Source organism: Selenomonas sp. oral taxon 892 str. F0426 (assembly GCF_000468035.1).
In the GTDB taxonomy this organism is placed as follows: Bacteria; Bacillota; Negativicutes; order Selenomonadales; family Selenomonadaceae; genus Centipeda.
On sequence record NZ_KI260529.1, the window covers coordinates 1 to 16,436 of the forward strand.

Annotated in this window: 12 protein-coding genes, 1 pseudogene and 1 riboswitch; of the genes and pseudogenes, 2 read left to right on the plus strand and 11 right to left on the minus strand. The window is 59.3% G+C overall.

Features of this window, described 5'->3' with window-relative positions:
• Positions 1-199: 199 nt before the first annotated feature.
• Entirely contained in the window at positions 200-1,432 is a 1,233-nt protein-coding gene (locus tag HMPREF1992_RS02830) for a glycerate kinase (RefSeq protein ID WP_021684306.1), read from the minus strand.
• 395 nt (positions 1,433-1,827) lie between these two features.
• Complete coding sequence (locus HMPREF1992_RS02835; RefSeq protein ID WP_021684308.1) at positions 1,828-2,790, minus strand: D-2-hydroxyacid dehydrogenase; 963 nt, start codon at positions 2,788-2,790, stop codon at positions 1,828-1,830.
• Positions 2,791-2,932: 142 nt separating this feature from the next.
• On the opposite strand from HMPREF1992_RS02835, the gene HMPREF1992_RS02840 reads away from it, so the two are divergent.
• Positions 2,933-3,169: a DUF1653 domain-containing protein gene (locus HMPREF1992_RS02840; RefSeq protein WP_021684309.1), complete on the plus strand. Its 237-nt coding sequence runs from the start codon at positions 2,933-2,935 to the stop codon at positions 3,167-3,169.
• Positions 3,170-3,224: 55 nt separating this feature from the next.
• Here HMPREF1992_RS02840 and HMPREF1992_RS02845 read toward each other — a convergent pair whose 3' ends face one another.
• From HMPREF1992_RS02845 to HMPREF1992_RS02880, 9 genes are all read right to left on the minus strand, one after another.
• On the minus strand, positions 3,225-5,183 hold the full coding sequence (locus HMPREF1992_RS02845) for a TonB-dependent siderophore receptor (RefSeq protein ID WP_021684310.1): 1,959 nt from the start codon (positions 5,181-5,183) through the stop codon (positions 3,225-3,227).
• A 26-nt stretch (positions 5,184-5,209) separates the two neighbouring features.
• On the minus strand, positions 5,210-6,193 hold the full coding sequence (locus HMPREF1992_RS02850; RefSeq protein WP_037358273.1) for an ABC transporter substrate-binding protein: 984 nt from the start codon (positions 6,191-6,193) through the stop codon (positions 5,210-5,212).
• The gene (locus HMPREF1992_RS11455) at positions 6,190-6,330 is read right to left on the minus strand and encodes a hypothetical protein (protein ID WP_021684312.1); all 141 of its coding nucleotides are present in this window, start codon (positions 6,328-6,330) and stop codon (positions 6,190-6,192) included. The genes HMPREF1992_RS02850 and HMPREF1992_RS11455 overlap by 4 nt, the downstream gene beginning before the upstream one ends.
• Positions 6,331-6,358: 28 nt before the next feature.
• Positions 6,359-8,533: a TonB-dependent siderophore receptor gene (locus HMPREF1992_RS02855; RefSeq protein ID WP_037358294.1), complete on the minus strand. Its 2,175-nt coding sequence runs from the start codon at positions 8,531-8,533 to the stop codon at positions 6,359-6,361.
• Between the two features lie 43 nt (positions 8,534-8,576).
• Complete coding sequence (locus HMPREF1992_RS02860) at positions 8,577-10,124, minus strand: ABC transporter ATP-binding protein (RefSeq protein ID WP_021684314.1); 1,548 nt, start codon at positions 10,122-10,124, stop codon at positions 8,577-8,579.
• Entirely contained in the window at positions 10,121-10,933 is an 813-nt protein-coding gene (locus HMPREF1992_RS02865; RefSeq protein ID WP_021684315.1) for an ABC transporter permease, read from the minus strand. Before HMPREF1992_RS02865 ends, HMPREF1992_RS02860 begins: the two co-directional genes overlap by 4 nt.
• On the minus strand, positions 10,933-11,886 hold the full coding sequence (locus HMPREF1992_RS02870) for an ABC transporter permease (protein WP_021684316.1): 954 nt from the start codon (positions 11,884-11,886) through the stop codon (positions 10,933-10,935). The genes HMPREF1992_RS02865 and HMPREF1992_RS02870 overlap by 1 nt, the downstream gene beginning before the upstream one ends.
• The gene (locus HMPREF1992_RS02875) at positions 11,877-13,427 is read right to left on the minus strand and encodes an ABC transporter substrate-binding protein (RefSeq protein ID WP_021684317.1); all 1,551 of its coding nucleotides are present in this window, start codon (positions 13,425-13,427) and stop codon (positions 11,877-11,879) included. The genes HMPREF1992_RS02870 and HMPREF1992_RS02875 overlap by 10 nt, the downstream gene beginning before the upstream one ends.
• Before the next feature lie 75 nt (positions 13,428-13,502).
• Complete coding sequence (locus tag HMPREF1992_RS02880) at positions 13,503-15,665, minus strand: TonB-dependent siderophore receptor (RefSeq protein WP_037358277.1); 2,163 nt, start codon at positions 15,663-15,665, stop codon at positions 13,503-13,505.
• 147 nt (positions 15,666-15,812) lie between these two features.
• Positions 15,813-15,986, minus strand: a riboswitch (cobalamin riboswitch).
• A gap of 313 nt (positions 15,987-16,299) precedes the next feature.
• On the opposite strand from HMPREF1992_RS02880, the pseudogene HMPREF1992_RS11735 reads away from it, so the two are divergent.
• Positions 16,300-16,436: pseudogene (locus HMPREF1992_RS11735) on the plus strand (SLC13/DASS family transporter); the annotation flags it as partial.

Genomic DNA, 16,436 nt, shown 5'->3' on the forward strand with positions numbered 1-16,436 from the left:
ACGCGACAGCGTGACGGTGGGGGCGCCCTGAGCGTCTAACGAAAATGCCCTAAACGAAAAGACCCCGTCGGCACACCGCCGACGGGGTCTTTTCGTATGTTATGGATCATCGTTCACAGCATCGCCTTATACCTGCTCCACTCCGACTGCGGAATCGCGAGCACGTCCATCGCCTTCTCCGCCGTAAGCGATCGTTTTTTCATCCCCGTATCAGCACAACCGCCACGTCGTTCACGTTCGTGCCCGTGGGTCCCGTTTTGATGAGTCCGCCGACGGCGTTCAGTGTGGGATAGGCGTCGTTCTCGGCGAGTGCTGCCGCTGCGCTCTTCTCCGCGCGTGCAAGTGCTGCCGCCGTGCCGCCGTCGACGTAGCCGCCCGCCGCATCGGTCGGGCCATCGGTGCCGTCGCTGCCGATGCTGAATACGGCGACGTTATCGAGTCCTGCGATGCCGTCCGATGCCGCAAGTGCAAGCTCCTGATTGCGTCCGCCGCGCCCCTTGCCCCTGAGCTGAACGATGGTCTCGCCGCCTGCGATGTACGCATACGAAGCCCCGTCTCCCGCGTGCGTGCGTGCAATCGCCGCGAGGAAGCGTCCCGCCGCGCGCGCCTCAATATCCAGCTGATCGGTGAGGAGGACGGGCGTATAGCCGCGCTGCTCTGCCGCGCGTGCCGCTGCGGTACACAGCTCACGCACGCTGCCGGTGATCTGTGTCGTGACGTTCGGCAGTGCCGTCGGCAGGGGTTCATCGAGGAGTGCGGTGGCCGTCGGAGAGAGATGCAGCCCATATTTTTTCACAATGGCGTGCGCATCCGCCGCCGTCGAGGCATCGGGGTGTGCGGGACCCGAGGCGATCATGTCGAGCGGGTCACCGATGATGTCGCTGAGCACGATGGAAAAGACGTGTGCGGGTGCGCAGTGCTCTGCGAACCGTCCGCCCTTGACCGCACTCATGCGCTTTCTGAGGGTGTTCATCTCCACGATGTCGGCGCCCGAGGCCAGGAGCCGATGTGTCAGCTCGGTCAGCTCATCTGCAGGGATGAGCGGCTGCTCGAAGAGCGCGCTGCCGCCGCCCGAGAGGAGGAAGAGCACGGTGTCCTCTGCCGTGAGGTTCTCCGTCAGGCGCAGCGCCTCACGCGTTGCCGCGTAGGAGTTCTCATCGGGGACGGGATGCCCTGCCTCCATGCACCGTACGCGCGGGATCTCGCCCATGACATGCTCGTATTTCGTGATCACAAGCCCCGCGTCGATCCGTTCGCCGAGTACGTCCGCCACCGCCTGCGCCATCTGCCACGCCGCCTTGCCGACCGCGATGAGTACAATGCGCCCCTGCGGGAACGTGTGCCCCGCGAGCGCCTTTTTCACCGCCGCATCGGGCAGAACCGCCGCCAAAGCCTCCTTGATAATCGCATCGGCATCGCTGCGCAGATTCATGATGATCGCTCCTTTTCCACAATCATTTTCCCCATCATAGCGTATTCATGCTTGTCAAAAGCGTGGTCGCCTGTTATAATAGTAACAGAAAGAAACGTCCTATGACGGCATCTTTCCTAATAATCGCTCATTGTTTTACAACAACCGCTCATTGGTCAGAATGGGCGGTTATTTCTTTTTGGTTATCGCAAGAATGTACCCGGTCGCCACAACAAGCAATACGATTGCGTCAGCTTCCGTCATCTCACTCACCCCCTTTCGGGGGAAAGACACCGCCGCGGGCTGCACCCGCCCAAGGACGTTTCGATCACAGTATACTATAGCAAATCGGAAAATACAAACATATTTTCGCCCGTGGATATACTTGCACCACGGGCTTTTCGCCGCCTCGGCTCTCAGTTCACGACATTTGTCGGCGTCCCATCCATAAACGCTCTCACATTGTCCGCCGTCATCTGCATGATGCGCTCGCGTGCCTCCTTCGTCGCCCACGAGATATGCGGCGTGATGATGCAGTTCGGCGCGTGCAGGAGCGGATTGTCTGCCGCAATCGGCTCGGTCGAGGCAACATCCACCGCCGCCCCGCCGAGCTTGCCGCTCGTGAGCGCTGCCGCCAGATCCGCCTCCACGATGAGCTGGCCGCGCCCGTTGTTGACGATGATGACGCCGTCCTTCATTTTCGCGATGTTCGCTGCGCTGATGATCCCATCGGTCTCGGGCGTGAGCGGGCAATGCAGGAAGATAAAGTCCGACTGCGTGAGGAGGTCATCGAGCGGCACATAGTCCGCCAGTGTGCGCCCCTCCGCGCGTTCCGTCCTGCTGTAGGCGAGCACACGGACATTCATTGCACGCAGGATGCGGGCGACTGCCATGCCGATGCGGCCGAAGCCGATGATGCCTGCCGTCTTGCCGCTGACCTCGATGAGAGGACGCTGCCAGTAGCAAAAATCAATGCTCTTCGTCCAATCCCCTGCGTGTACCGAGCGGTCGTGATGCCCGATGTGGGAACACGCCTCGAGGAGCAGCGCGATCGCATATTGCGCGACATTGTCCGTACCATAGACAGGCACGTTCATGACGGGGATGCTTTTCTCACGCGCATAGACCGTGTCCACGACATTGTAGCCCGTCGCGAGTACGGCGATGGCTTTGAGGTTCGGACAGGCATCGATCACCGCACGCGTGATCGGTGTCTTGTTCGTCACGGCGATCTCCGCATCGCCGATGCGCTGTGCGATCAGCGGCGACTCTGTGAGAGACGTGCGGTCATGGGCCGTCAGCTCTCCCAGTGCCTCGAGCGGCGCCCAGCTGATGTCCCCCGGATTCTCGGCATAGCCGTCGAGTACAACAATCTTCATCGCATTTCCTCCTGTACATACTTTTTCTCCATTCTACACGAATCTGCTGCTCGGCGAAAGCCCTGAATTTTCGCAGCCCATTTACATCTGCCCCGCACCGCTCTATAATCGTATGCAGAAGCAGGCGAAAAGGAGCTGAGCCATGACCAGAGAAACCCCGCGCCACGGAGAGATTTGGCGCCATTTCAAACAGAACCTCTACCGCATCGAGACCATCGCTGAACACACCGAAACCGGCGAGCAGCTCGTCGTCTATCAGGCGCTCTACGGGACATACGGCATCTATGCGCGCCCGCTCGCCATGTTCCTGAGCGAGGTCGACCGTGCAAAATATCCAGATGCTGCGCAGAAATACCGATTTGAAAAACTCCATCCGTAACGCAAGCACCCCGACGGCAAACGCCATCGGGGTGCTCTCATATACGGGAAGCCAATCAGAAAACGTAGTTCAGACCGACGAGGAAGGCACGGCCAACCGTGTAATATCTTCCGCTGTTCGTGTAGTCGCGTCGGTTGAAGAGGTTATCCACATCGAACGTGCCTGTAAGCTCTGGTGTGAAGCGATAGGCAACGTGGAGATTGGAGGTGAAGAGATTGCCGGAGATCGTTGTAAAGGTTACGCGCTCGCCGCTTGTGCCGTTGTACCCCCGATCTCCCCAGTAGCTGAGATTCAGTGCCGCCGTAAGATCGCGGTTCTCGTAGTTCACGCCCGCGATCAGCTGATACCGTCCGAGCGCACGCACGAAGTCCTGTCCCGCCTTGTACTTGCGCTTCGGATTCCCGACGCTAAAGCCGGTATTGAACGAGACATGGGCATCGACATCCTGTGCATAGGACATCTCCAGCCCCGTGTTCTGATAGGACGCGGCATTCGTCTGATAGCTCTTGCCGTCACTGCCTTTCACTCCGACGATCTGGTCACGCACGCTCGTATGGAATACCGTCGCGGTGAAGCGTCGTCCCTTGCCGTCGTACTTATATCCCGCCTCATAGTTCCAGCCGGACTCGGGACTCAGGTTCGGATTCGGTACCATGACCGAACTCGCGTAGTAGAGATTGCGGAAGTTTGGCATGCGGAAGAACTTCCCAACGCTCGCATAGACTGCACTGTCACGGCTGAGGCGTGTCGTCAGCTGCAGCTGCGGGAGAAAGGCGCTGTAGTCGCCCGCTGAGGAGTTCACCCAGTCCTGACGCATACTGACAATCGCCGCCGTCACGGGGCTGAGGTCGCGGTCATAGGATGCGGTCAGCGCGTATTCATTCATCCCGTAGGGGCCGAACTTCGCGTAGGGCTTTAGAACACTGTCGCTCTCCAAATACTTTCTATACTTCTCGTTCTGGTTGACATAGGTCTGCCGCTTCGCCGAGACCCCAACGAGAGTTGTACTCACATCGTCTTTCCAGACCTTCTTCGCCTCCGCGCCGTAGTGGCGATGATGGCTCTTCTCCCACTCCACGGTGCTTGGATTCACGATAAACCAATCGGGGTTCGAGATTGAGCGGAGATTGTAGTACGCGCTGCCCGACCACCCCTTTTTATCCTGATAGCTGAAATTCGCAAAATGCTCATCGTCGTCGTACTTGAAATACTTGAGGATATTCCCTGCCGCATCATTGTAATGAATGGAGTGATTCTTGCCGCTGTACGTATAGGAGAGGCGCATCGCGTCATTGATCTTGTACGTTAGATTCACGTGGTCTTTACGGCTCTTTCCAAAGCCGACCATATAGGGCGTCTGCGTCCCATTGATCTTCAGATTCCCCATTCGATCCGTTAGATTACCAGTCTTTCCGTAGTACGAGCGGCTGACAGCGACACCGACCTTGCCGAGATCAATGGTCGCGGCATAGTCCCGCTGTCCGCGGTCACCCGCAGCAGCACGCACCGTGTTCTTGTACGAGGCCTTCGTGATGACGTTGATCGTGCCGCCGAACGCCTCGGAGCCGTAGAGCACGGAGCCGCCGCCCTTCACGACTTCCACACGCTCCACCGCATCGAGACTCATCATATCGAGATGACTCACATTGTTGAACGAGGCGGGCACGCCGTCGATGAGGACGAGCGTCCCGTTCTCGATGCCGCGCAGATTCGTACCCGCATTCCCCGTGATCCACGTCTGCCCGTCAGGCCCCATGCTCGTAAAATGCACGCCGTTCTTGAACTTCAGCGCGGAGATCACATCGCGCGCACCTGTTTTCTTCAGCTCTTCGGCGGTATAGACCGTCGTGTCCGCCGGGGTCATGAGTGTCTCCTTCTCATAGCCCTGCGCCGTCACGTTGATATCCGCCGTCGTCACAACATTCTGTGCCTCGTCCATCTCTGCTGCCTGCGTTGTCATTGGAAGCGCACAGAGCGCACACGCAAGACCTGTCATCCACTGTTTCTTTTTCATAAATTCTCCTTGAACATACAACTCTTTTATTCCGCCACCGTCAGATGCCGCCCCACGGGCTGCTCGATCAAATTCCCGTAAGCGAGGTGTGCGATGTCCTGTGCACCGAACACCATATCCTGCGAGGCGTTGTAGATATAGCCCTCATGCGGGCGCACAATCTGCTGCGTGCGGATTGCCTGCACCGTCTGCAGCGCAGGATCATCCAAGTACTCACGGTTGAACTTGTCAATGTCATAGCTGCCGTGGTCGTTCCACACGGGCACGATCAGGACATCGGGATTCACCGCGAGGATGTGCTCCTTCGTCAGCGACTGCCCCTCCTCAAGCCCGATCTCTGCTGCGCCATTGACAACCCCCGCCATCGTGCAGAGATGGTCGAACAGTCCGCCCCTATTCCCGAACGTCGGCGACATCGAGATCACGAGCACCGTCTTTCGCTCTGCGGGCGGAATCGCCGCCACGCGATCGGCAAGCGTCTGGCACGCCGCATCGTAGGCAGCGATGAGTGCGCCCCCCTTCTCCTCCTCGCCGAGCGCAGCGGCGACGAGCCGGACAGCAGCGCGTACCTCGTCCGCAGAGCGCGGCTTCTCACACGCAACGACCCGTATCCCGAGATCGCGCAGGCTCTCCGCGACTGCGGCATCTCTGCCCGCATCGAGAAAGACCACATCGGGGCGCAATGCCATGACCTGCTCTGCCGACGGCTGGTTCAGCTTCACAGGAATCTGCTCCGCAATCCCTACGATATTCGAGCTGTTCGGATCATCCGCCAGATGATCGATGCCGACGAGGCGCTCCGAAGGCACGAGGCCGAGCACGACATCATCCAGCCAGAGCGCATAGTTCAGCACGCGCACGGGCTTCTTCTCGAACGTGACCACATGCCCCTGCGCATCGGTCACCTCATAGCTGCCCACCCGCTCTGCCGGAGCGCCGCCGCAGCCGAGGACGGCGAGCAGAAGCATCACGCAAAGCACGAGCGCGGGCACACGTTGTATTTGCATCATATCCCCTTTCCTATCCATCCTTCAGCAGCCGCACATGTTTCGCTCCGTCCTCGACGGTGACGCACGTCTGCACGCCGTACATCGCGGCGGTAGCCGAAGGTGAGGTGCTCCGCCGAGAGGCGCTGTTCTCCGCTCATTCGAATGACCTCCCCCTGTCCAATTCTATTACATGCTGAGCGCCGCAGAGAACATGATCGTGCGGGGCATCGAGAGGCCGAACGTGGTCGAGCCGCCGCGTCCCATCCAGTAGCTGCGGTTCGTCGCGTTGTAGCACATGAGGCTCAGATCGAGCGGCATGCCGTCGAGCTGTGTGCGGTACTTCATGCCAAAGTCTACGGTCGCATAGGAGGGGATCTCCGTGCGTGCACCAGGTCCGCGGCTGTCGATGTAGGACTTGCCCATCCAGTTCAGACGACCGATGAGGCTCAGCTGATCACTGAGGTCATAGTTCAGGCCCAGTACAGTGCTCCACTTCGCAGCGCCGTTGACGAAGAAGCCGTCCTTCGCGCCGCCCTGTGTCTTATCGCGCTCCGCATCGAGATAGAGCACGCCGCCTGTCGCCGTCAGGCGCGGGGCGATCTGCCCGTTCACCGTCAGCTCCGCACCGCGGTAGATGTTCTTGCCATCGGCTACATAGCGGAACTTTCCCGCACCGGCGTCCTGATCGTAGCGGTTCGCTTCATCGATCTGGAACAGGGAGAACGTCGTCAGCAACCCCTTGTTCTCATACTTCACACCGATCTCGTTCTGCTTGCTCTTGACCGGATCCATAACATCGCCCTTGTTCACATACTTGCTATCCGTAACAACAAAGCCGCGGGAGAAGCTCTCCGTATGCCCGTAGTAGATGGCTGTATTCGTGGTTGGATGATAGGTCAGTCCCCACGTCGGCAGGATGTTGTTGTTGCGGATCACTGTGTTGTTCGTATGATTTTTCAGATACTCATGCTTGTGCGTCGCAGCGAGCAGGACATTCCACTTGCCAAACGTCATGGTATCCATAAGAGAGATGCCGACGTTCGTCTCGCTCCACTGAGCCTTTTGCGTAGGCATCGCCGGCAGCGGGTAGAATCCTGCACCAAAGGTGATGCCGTCATAGAGATTGCCGCCGTAAAGGCCGCGAGCCCCGTAGCCGTTCGCATTCCAATACTGTGCACGCGAACGATCGACCGAAAGGGCGAGATTGTGCTTCACATCCCCCGTCGAGACCTCGCCCGCTACACCGAGCTGCAGGTACATATTCTTCCCCGACTCGTTCTGTGCATTCGAGCGGTTTGTATTCGTGAAATTTCCATTCGTATCGAACTGCAGGTTCGCACCCGAGTTCATCTTCGTCCCGTCACGGAACGAATAGCCCATGTTAAAGAACGCCTTCCACGTATCGCTGAGTTTCTGCTCGTGGTTGAGCGTCAGCACCTTTACATACATGCGCTTCCACGTCTCCGGGAAGTCATAGCTCGTCTTCGCGTTCGGCGCCGTCGGCAGCTCACGCCCATTTCCGCTGTAGGTAAACCAGCGCTGCGCCCCATCGATATTGTGATCCCAGTAGCCGAAGAAGAGATTCGTCATGCTCCGCTTGCCGCGGTGATCGATGTTGACGAAGAAGTCCTTGCTGTCAATCTTCGCCCCCGGCAGCGCAAGACCGCCCTGGAGCATCTCACCGTTCACGCGTACGCCCCATGCGTTATCCTTGCCGAACCGGCGGCCAATGTCGATGTACTCGCCCGCCGTGGAACGACCAGAGATCACCTGCGTGTACTTCGTGATCGGCGCATTGGCTGCACGCTTCGTCACGGCGTTGATCGTGCCGGGCGCAGGCGTTGCACCGCTGTTCGTGCCGTTGTTCGACATGCTCACGCCGTTGACCGCAGCATTCGGCCCGGACGTGATGTCCATGCGCTCGATGATGTGTGCGGGCGGCGTTGTGAACTGGTAGAACAGGCTCGGCACGCCGTTCAGCATGAAGTGGTTGCCGTTCATATTGATGCCGCGCATGGAGAAGTCCGTATACATCGGCGAGCTCGTGCTCGAACGGATGGACGGGTTGTTCGCCAGCACGTTGGCGAGCGGCTGACTCGGATCTCCATAGGTCTCAATCGCCTTCGCCGTCATGCTCTGCATCGAGTAGGGAATGCCCATAACGCTGACATCACCCATGATACCCATGCGCGCCTCGGTGCTGACAAGGCCGCCCGCGACCGCTGCCTGCCTCTGGCCCTCGACATCGACGGGAGCAAGCTCGTAGGAGTCCATCGACGTCGTCTGCTCTGCGGCATAGGCAGAGGCACTCAACGTCATAAGTGCCGTCATAATGGCCGCGGTCAACTGTTTCTTCTTCATCTGTTTCATTTCCTTCCTTGATTCCCTGACGGCTTAATGCATTTTACCGCACCTTTCCCGCCTCCAAAACATGAATTTCATCGGCAAAACATGTGAGCAGCGGACGGTCATGCGAGATGAGCAGCATGCCGAGATGCCGCTCCTCCCGCAGCTGCAAAAGCAGCTTCATGATCTGTGCCTGGATGGAGACGTCGAGCATGGTCGTCGGCTCATCGAGCAGCAGGATGCGCGGCTCCATGAGCAGCGCCCGCGCAATCGCCGCACGCTGCAGCTCCCCGCCCGAGAGTTCATGCGGCTGACGTGTAAGGACACGCTCTGTCAGTTCCACCGCCGCGAGACCATCTGCAATGCGCTCCTGTGCCAAGCGCCCTTCATTGAGCAGTGTCGGATGAATCGAAAACACCTCGGAGAGGCTCGCGCCGATCGTCAGGCGCGGATCAAATGCCTGCTCCGGGTTCTGCGCGACGAGCTGGACGCTGCGCCGAAACGCAAGCATCTCCGCACGCGCAAGACTGCCGATGTCACGCTCCTGCCAGCGGACACTGCCGCCGTCTGGACGCAGCAGACCGAGCAGGATGCGCACGAGCGTACTCTTGCCCGCCCCGCTCTTTCCCTCGAGGCCAACGGCGCTTCCCTCTGCGACGGTGAGGCTGCACCCATCGAGGACGCGCATCTCCTGCCCGCTCGCGCGGTCGCGCATGAGCTTCACAACATTGTCCGCTACAAGGACGGCGGCCTCCCCTTGGGCGTTTTTGCCATCCGCCTGCCCCGTCACAGACGCAGGGCACGCCCCCTTTTTCACCGTGAGAAACTCCGGCTGCGCGGCGAAATACGCACGCGTATAGGGATGCGTCGGATGCGTCCAGACGTCTGTGCCCTGCTCCACGATCTGCCCCGCCTGCATGACGATGACGCGGTCTGCAAGCTGCCGCGCGAGCGGAATGTCGTGCGTGATGAGGAGGAGGGAGACGCCCGTGCGGTCAGCGAGATGCCGCAGGTTGTCTGCGACCATTTGCCAGACGGCGGGGTCAAGCCCCTTCGTCGGCTCATCCGCGAGGATATACTCCGGTTCACCCGCATCCGCCATCGCACAGAGGACACGCTGCAGCATCCCGCCCGAGAGCTCGTGCGGATAGGAACGCAGAACACGCATGGGATCGTCAAAGCCAAACCGCGCGAGGCGTGCCTCGTACTGTGCCGTATCCCACGTCGGACGCCCCGCGCCGCGCCGCACGTCTGCCATCTGTCGTTCGATGCGGTGCACGGGACTCAGCGCCGCGCGCGGCAGCTGTGGGACGATGCCCCAGCGTTTTCCCCAGTAATGGCGGCGCAGTTCCTCCTGACCAAGGGCAGTCACATCTACGCCGTCAAACAGCACCTGTCCCGTGATCTCCGCTCCTGCGGGCAGCGCACCGAAGAGCGCCTGGCCGAGCGTCGACTTCCCGCTGCCGCTCTCCCCGATGATCGCCGTCACGCCGCCTGCCGGAAAGTCTGCACTCACATGATCGAGCGCGGTCATACCCGCGTTCCCATCGACATAGCGCACGGTCAAATCACGTACGGCAAAGCCCTGTCTCTGCATATCCGTCATCCGCGCACCTCCTGCCGCACATCAAAGCGGTGGCGCAGCAGCTGCCCGACCATATTGAGCGAGCTGACGAGGAGGACAATCGCCGCGCCCGGCACGATGATGAGATGCGGTGCCTGACGATAGTAGAGCATGGCATCGCTGATCATCGTGCTCCAGTCCGGTGTCGGCGGCTGCACGCCGAGCCCGAGGAAGCTGAGTCCTGCGATGGCGAGCACACCGCGCCCGAGGCGCAGGGTGCCGAGCACGAGCAGTGTCCCGCCGAGTGCGGGCAGGATGTGACGCAGGATCACACGCCCATTATCGCAGCCGAGCACCCGCAGATGCTCCACATACGGCTCTGCTGCACGCTGCATGACCTCCGCCCGCACAATGCGCGAGAACCCCGCCCACGACCCGACAACGAGTGCGAGCAGGAGCCCCGTGACACCGGGGCCGACAAAGCCCGCCACCGCCACCATGAAACTGATGCCCGGGATCCCCTGAAAGACATTGCTCACCGTTGTCAGCACATCATCTACCCGTCCGCCGAAGTATCCCGCAAGCACGCCCACGACCGTTCCAATACCAAGCGCGAGCACCGTCGAGACGAGCGACAATAGGAGCGCACTGCGCCCCCCGTAGAGCATACGGCTGAGGAGATCGCGTCCGAGCGCATCCGTCCCAAGGAGATGCGCCGCCGTAGGCCCTTGCAGACGGATCGCCATATTTGGCTCGAACGGATTCATCGGTGCGAGCTGCGGAGCAAAGATACCAGAAAGTACAATGCACGCGAGCACGATGAGGGCAGCTGCGCCCGTATACCGCTCCATCACCGCTCACCTCCCAGCACGATGCGCGGATCCATGTGCGCGAGCACAATATCCACGACGATTGTCACGCCCACATAGATCGCCCCGAGGAACAGCACATAGCCCTGCAGCAGCGGATAGTCGCGGTAGTGGATCGCCTCAAGTGCAAGCGAGCCGATCCCCGGGAGCGCAAAGACCGTCTCCACAATGATCGCCCCGCCGAGCACCGCCGCGAAGAAATTGCCGAGCATCGCCGTCACGGGAACGAGCGCATTTGGCAGTGCGCAGGTCAGCAGCACACGCGCCTCAGAGAGTCCGCGCAGACGTGCCGTCTGTGCATAGAACGAGCCAAGCGCATCGCGCAGCTGACTGTCGAGGAGCTGTGCAGTCATGGCGAGCGTCACAAGCGCGAGTGCGAGTGACGGCAGAATGTATCCTGCCGCCGACTCCACGCCGTTTGTCGGCAGGACGTGCAGCCATACGCCAAAGACGAGGATGAGGAGGATCGCCGTGAGAAACGACGGTGCAGAGAGCATGATCTGCGTCATGCCGCGCATGAGCACCTCCCAAATCGTTCCGCGCAGACGCGCCATGAGGAGACCCAGTCCAATGCCAAAGACGACCGCCCAAACGAGCGCCGCAAGCGCAAGGGCAAACGTCACTGGCAGACGCGCCAGCAGCGCATCGAAGACGGGCATCCCCAGATGATAGGAGATGCCGCCGTCGCCATGCAGGAGCCGCCACAGCCAGAGTCCATACTGCACATAGGCAGGTTCATCCAACCCGAGATAGGAGCGCAGTGCTTCGACATCCGCCTCCTTCGGTACCCCGCCTGCACTTTCGAGAATGATCTGCGCAGGATCGCCCGGCGAGAGCTGTGCAAGGACGAACGAAAGCAGACTGATGCCGAGCAGCACGGGAACAATCCCGAGCAGACGGCGGCAAATATATCGCTGAAGCATTGTCATCGCCATCCTACCTCCGCGAGAGATACCCCATAGCGCAGCGCACGGTAGCCCGTAAGCCGCGCTGCGTTGTAAACCACAATGTTTTCATCGAAATAGAGTGGGGCAACCGGCTGATCCTCCACGCCGATCTCCTGCAGACGATCGAATGCCGCCCGACGCACAGCCGGATCCGTCTCGGTCGAGAGATCCTTCAGCAGCCGCTGTACCTCGGGATTCTCATAGCCGAGCGACATTGCCTTGTTGCGTGCCCCCTTCGGCATAAAGAATGCCTCGAAGATATAGATCGGATCCCCATTTGGCAGTCCTTGCTGTGCACGTGCGATGTGATAGTCTCCACGCCGCAGGGCGGCGAGCTGCATCGCCTGCTCCAGTGCCTCGATGCGGACATCCAGGCCGAGCTCTGCGAGCCAGTAGGCAATCAGTTCTGCCTCCCCCTTTTGGATGGGATCGGCACCGTTCACCATGTAGACAATCTCCATACGCCGATCCCCAAGCACCTCACGCGCGAGCCGTTTTGCCTCCGCCACATTCTGCACAACAGGGAAGTCGCGGTAAAACGGACTGGATACGCTGAGGATGTTTACCGTCGGCTGCGCATAGCCGAGGTAGAGCGCGTCCACGAGCTGACGGCGGTCGAGCAGGAGACTCACGGCGCGGCGCATGCGCACATCGTCGAACGGCGGCTTCTTGCCATTGAACGCGAGATAGCGCACCATGATCGAGGGGCTGACCGAGACGGCAAAGCGCTCATCCTGCGCCAGCTCATCCGCGAGTACAGGCGGCATGGCGCTGATATCCATGACGCCCATGATCTCCTCCGCCTTGAGCGCGGCGAAGCGCACGTCCGCACTCGGGATGCTGCGTACGATGATGCGCTGCGCACGCGCCTTCTCTCCGTAATAGTCTTCATTGCGCTCCAGCACGACATAGCGATCCTTTACGTTCTCCGCAATGCGGAACGGCCCCGTTCCGAGCGCTGTCCCCGTAAAGCCGCCGTCATCCGCGAGACAGGAGGGCGCATAGATCGCACTGCCGAAATTCATCATATTGTAGATCTGATTGATGTTCGGCTGCGAAAATGTCAGGCGCAGGGTATGCGCATCGAGCGCCTCCGCACGTTCGAGATGGGGATAGTAGAGATTGATATTGTGCAGGTAAAAGATGGACGTGCGCACCGCTTTTCCCATCCATGTCAGATTGTCCACAACCGACTGTGCCGTAAAGTCTGTGCCGTCGTGGAACCGTACCCCCTCGCGCAGCCGGAACACCCACACGCGCCCCTCGTCCTGCATCTCCCATGAGGCTGCAAGGCAGGGCGCAGGTTCACCCGTCTCCTCATTCACGGTGATGAGTGGCTCCCAGACGTTCAGAATACGGCTGCAGTAGAATCCGTCCTTCTCGCCCGGCGCAAGATGACGATATGCCGCGAGGACGATCGTATTATCTGCGGCTTTTCCTGTCTCGCTCCCCCGCTGCTCGCCGCCTTGCCCGCAGCCCGCAAGAGCGAGGAGGAGGACGAACAGGAGTAGGACACGCAGGTATCGCATCGGTTTCCCTCCTTTCCATTCTGTGACAAAAAGGGCAGAAGTCCCTTCTGCCCTTTCTTCTTTATCTGTAATTCCTTAGAGATCCATCGCAACAGACAGTGCAATCGTGCGCGGGGTCGAGAGATAGAGGTTGTTGTCGCCGCGCGAGACCATCCAGTACTCCTTGTTCAGGGCATTGTAGATGGTCAGCCCGATCGTGGCGGGTACGCTGCCGAAGTTCGTCCGATAGGTCATGCCGAGATCGAGCACCGTGGTCGACGGGGATTTGAACTTCTCATAGAGGATGTAGGCACCGCCCGTATACGTCATGCGTGCGAATGCGCTGAACTTGTCGTCCGCCGCATAGCTCGCCATAAGGGTCCCATTCCAGCGCGGCTGTCCGTCCTCCGTCACACCGTCTCTCGCGCCGCCCGCCGTCTTATCATAGAACGCATTCATATAGGCCGCGCCAAGTGCCAGAGACCACTTCGGTGCGATCTTGCCGGCAATGCCCAGCTCGATGCCCCGGTGGCGCAGCTTGCCGTTCTGCTCAAGATAGGCAAGTCCGCCGCGGTCGACGCGGATGTTGTTCGCCTGCTCGATATCGAAGAACGCGAGTGTGTAGAGCATGTCCCTGTTCGCATACTTTACGCCGATCTCGTTCTGCTTTGTCTTTGCCGGCGGCAGAATCGCGTTGTTGTTGTGATATGCGCTGCCGACAATCGTCCCCGACTCAAAGTACTCCGCATGGCTGCCGTAGACCGAAATCTTGTCCGTGGGACGGTACGTAAGCGCATACGTCGGTGTCGTGGCGCTCGCAATGACATGCGAGGTCGTTCTTCCTGCCGTGTTATACGTGGTTGCGTCCGAGGAGTGGTAGTGGATACCGAGGAGCGCGTTCCACTTGTTCACCGTGATAGAGTCCACAAGCGAAATGCCCTTTGTCTTCGTCTTATTGGCGAGATACGGCTCATAGTCCGTATGCGGCTGCCGAATTTGGTTGATGATGCCCGTATAGATATTGCCCGTACCAAGGTTGGAGATCCTGCTGCCTGCCTTTGCCGCCGAGCGCTCACGCCATGCGCGATCCACGGCAAGCGTCAAATCATGCTCCGTGATACCCGCACGCAGCTTACCGCTGACCCCGAGCTGGAGGTAGTGTGCCTTCTGCGGGGTCGTCGTCTGCTGCTGCTCCATTTTGAAGTCTCCCGAATCGTTCAGCAGGGTAATCGCACTGAAGCGATACATGACATTCTGATTCAGCTTGTTCTCCATCGTGCCCGCGTTGATGAAATACTTCCAGTCCTTCGCGAATTTCTGCTCATGGTTGAGGGTCATCAGCCATCCGTAGGATGACTTATCCATGCCGTTGAATGCGTAGCTGCGTGATGCCTTCGGCACGGCGGGGAATCGCGTCACACCGCCGCCGAGTTTGAACCAGCGCTGTCCGCCAACCACCTCGTTCTGACGGTAGCCCGTGAAGAAGTTCGTCTTGCTCTTTGCGTCCTCGTGGTCGATGTTGACGTAGATGCTCGCGGACTTCACCTTCTGCCCGTCGACCGCCGTCTCGCCATCCACCTTCTCTGCCATGAGGCGTGCGCCCCAGTTCTTATCCCCGCCAAAACGACGGGCGAGATCGAAATACGCGCCGCCCATGCCCTGGCCGGAGTGTGTCAGCGTGAGGCGCGTGAGCGGCTCATAACCCGCGCGCTTCGTCACAAAGTTCACCATGCCGCCCGCCGCGTTGGACTCGTAATGTGTGCCGTTCCCCGAGAGTCCGCTGTTGGGACCCGAGACAATGTCCACACTGTCAACGACGTACGTCGGCGCGTTGAATTGCGTGAACATATCGGGGATACCGTTGACGTAGCTGCTGCTGCCGTTCGAGCGGAAACCGCGCAGCTGGAAGTCGTTGTGCAGAACGCTGCCCGTTGCGCGCACGGACGGCGAAACCGCAAGGACGCTGTCGAGCGGCTGACTCGGGTCGCCGAACGACTTGATTGTCTCCTGTGTGATGTTTGTCGTTGTGAACGGCGTCTCCATCGTGTCTTTGTCCCCGAGGATGCCGACACTGCCCTCACGCGCAACAAAGACGCCTTCTGCGGTATTCTCCTCCGCCGGACGCTGTCCCTCCACATCGACGGGTGCGAGCTCGTAGGAGTCCATCGCCTCCGTCTTCTCCGCAGCGCTTGCCGCTCCCATCCAGACCGAACCTGCCGCTGCCAGAGCAACTGCGAGTGCCAGCTTTCTCTTCGTCATTCCCATTTTCCTCCTTAAAGATACACCAAAGCTTCAATAAAAAAACTCCATCCTGCCGCAGACGGAGCCTCTCTCACACGAAAAAAGCCTGCCGTCCTGTCCATCGCAGGATGCAGAGGGCATGCGTCTCCCCCCACGGGGCGCATATCCCAATGTACGAGACGCGGTAGGTCTTCTGGCTCTGCATCATCGTCCGTCTCGTCTTCCCGGCGAACCAGTGGCGTAGTGAGACGTTCTCAACATCACAGCGGCGGGACCGCATCGGAGTTGCACCGATTTCCCTGTTATGCCCGTTTGGGCACCGCATCTGCTTATAAAGTTTTATCAATAAATTGCCATTGCAGTATAATTAAATGCAACTATAGTTGTCAACCTCATTTCCATTTTATCCCGCCTTCCATGTATTTTTCATAATGTTAAAGATGTACGTTTGTATCTCTTTTGCACCCGCTACCCCTTGCAGATCAAGGGTTATTACTTTCATGCATTCTTTCCATGAAATTTTCTATCGTAATTCTAATCCAAGATAAGCAGGAAAATCTAAAAAGAGAGAGAATTAAGAATTCTGTCGAAAGAAAGTTTCCGAAATACGCAGCGGAAACTAAAAAAGAACTGTATGATAGGAGATGTTTCTATGGATGCAGCAATGATAACACTGGGGGTTCTCGCAGTAGCGGCGTTTCTGTTCGCTACCGAGCTCATTCCTCTGGCTGTTACGGCAATGGGCGCGGCGATCGCGCTCGGGTTGTTGGGAGTCTTGACTCCGAAGGA

Bases quoted from the DNA above. Each gene is read 5' to 3' on its own strand.
- HMPREF1992_RS11455 (WP_021684312.1), bottom strand. From the start codon at position 6,330: ATGAGCGGAGAACAGCGCCTCTCGGCGGAGCACCTCACCTTCGGCTAC.
- HMPREF1992_RS02855 (WP_037358294.1), bottom strand. From the start codon at position 8,533: ATGAAGAAGAAACAGTTGACCGCGGCCATTATGACGGCACTTATGACG.
- HMPREF1992_RS02865 (WP_021684315.1), bottom strand. From the start codon at position 10,933: ATGGAGCGGTATACGGGCGCAGCTGCCCTCATCGTGCTCGCGTGCATT.
- HMPREF1992_RS02835 (WP_021684308.1), bottom strand. From the start codon at position 2,790: ATGAAGATTGTTGTACTCGACGGCTATGCCGAGAATCCGGGGGACATC.
- HMPREF1992_RS02870 (WP_021684316.1), bottom strand. From the start codon at position 11,886: ATGGCGATGACAATGCTTCAGCGATATATTTGCCGCCGTCTGCTCGGG.
- HMPREF1992_RS02875 (WP_021684317.1), bottom strand. From the start codon at position 13,427: ATGCGATACCTGCGTGTCCTACTCCTGTTCGTCCTCCTCCTCGCTCTT.
- HMPREF1992_RS02840 (WP_021684309.1), top strand. From the start codon at position 2,933: ATGACCAGAGAAACCCCGCGCCACGGAGAGATTTGGCGCCATTTCAAA.
- HMPREF1992_RS02880 (WP_037358277.1), bottom strand. From the start codon at position 15,665: ATGACGAAGAGAAAGCTGGCACTCGCAGTTGCTCTGGCAGCGGCAGGT.
- HMPREF1992_RS02830 (WP_021684306.1), bottom strand. From the start codon at position 1,432: ATGAATCTGCGCAGCGATGCCGATGCGATTATCAAGGAGGCTTTGGCG.
- HMPREF1992_RS02845 (WP_021684310.1), bottom strand. From the start codon at position 5,183: ATGAAAAAGAAACAGTGGATGACAGGTCTTGCGTGTGCGCTCTGTGCG.
- HMPREF1992_RS02860 (WP_021684314.1), bottom strand. From the start codon at position 10,124: ATGACGGATATGCAGAGACAGGGCTTTGCCGTACGTGATTTGACCGTG.
- HMPREF1992_RS02850 (WP_037358273.1), bottom strand. From the start codon at position 6,193: ATGATGCAAATACAACGTGTGCCCGCGCTCGTGCTTTGCGTGATGCTT.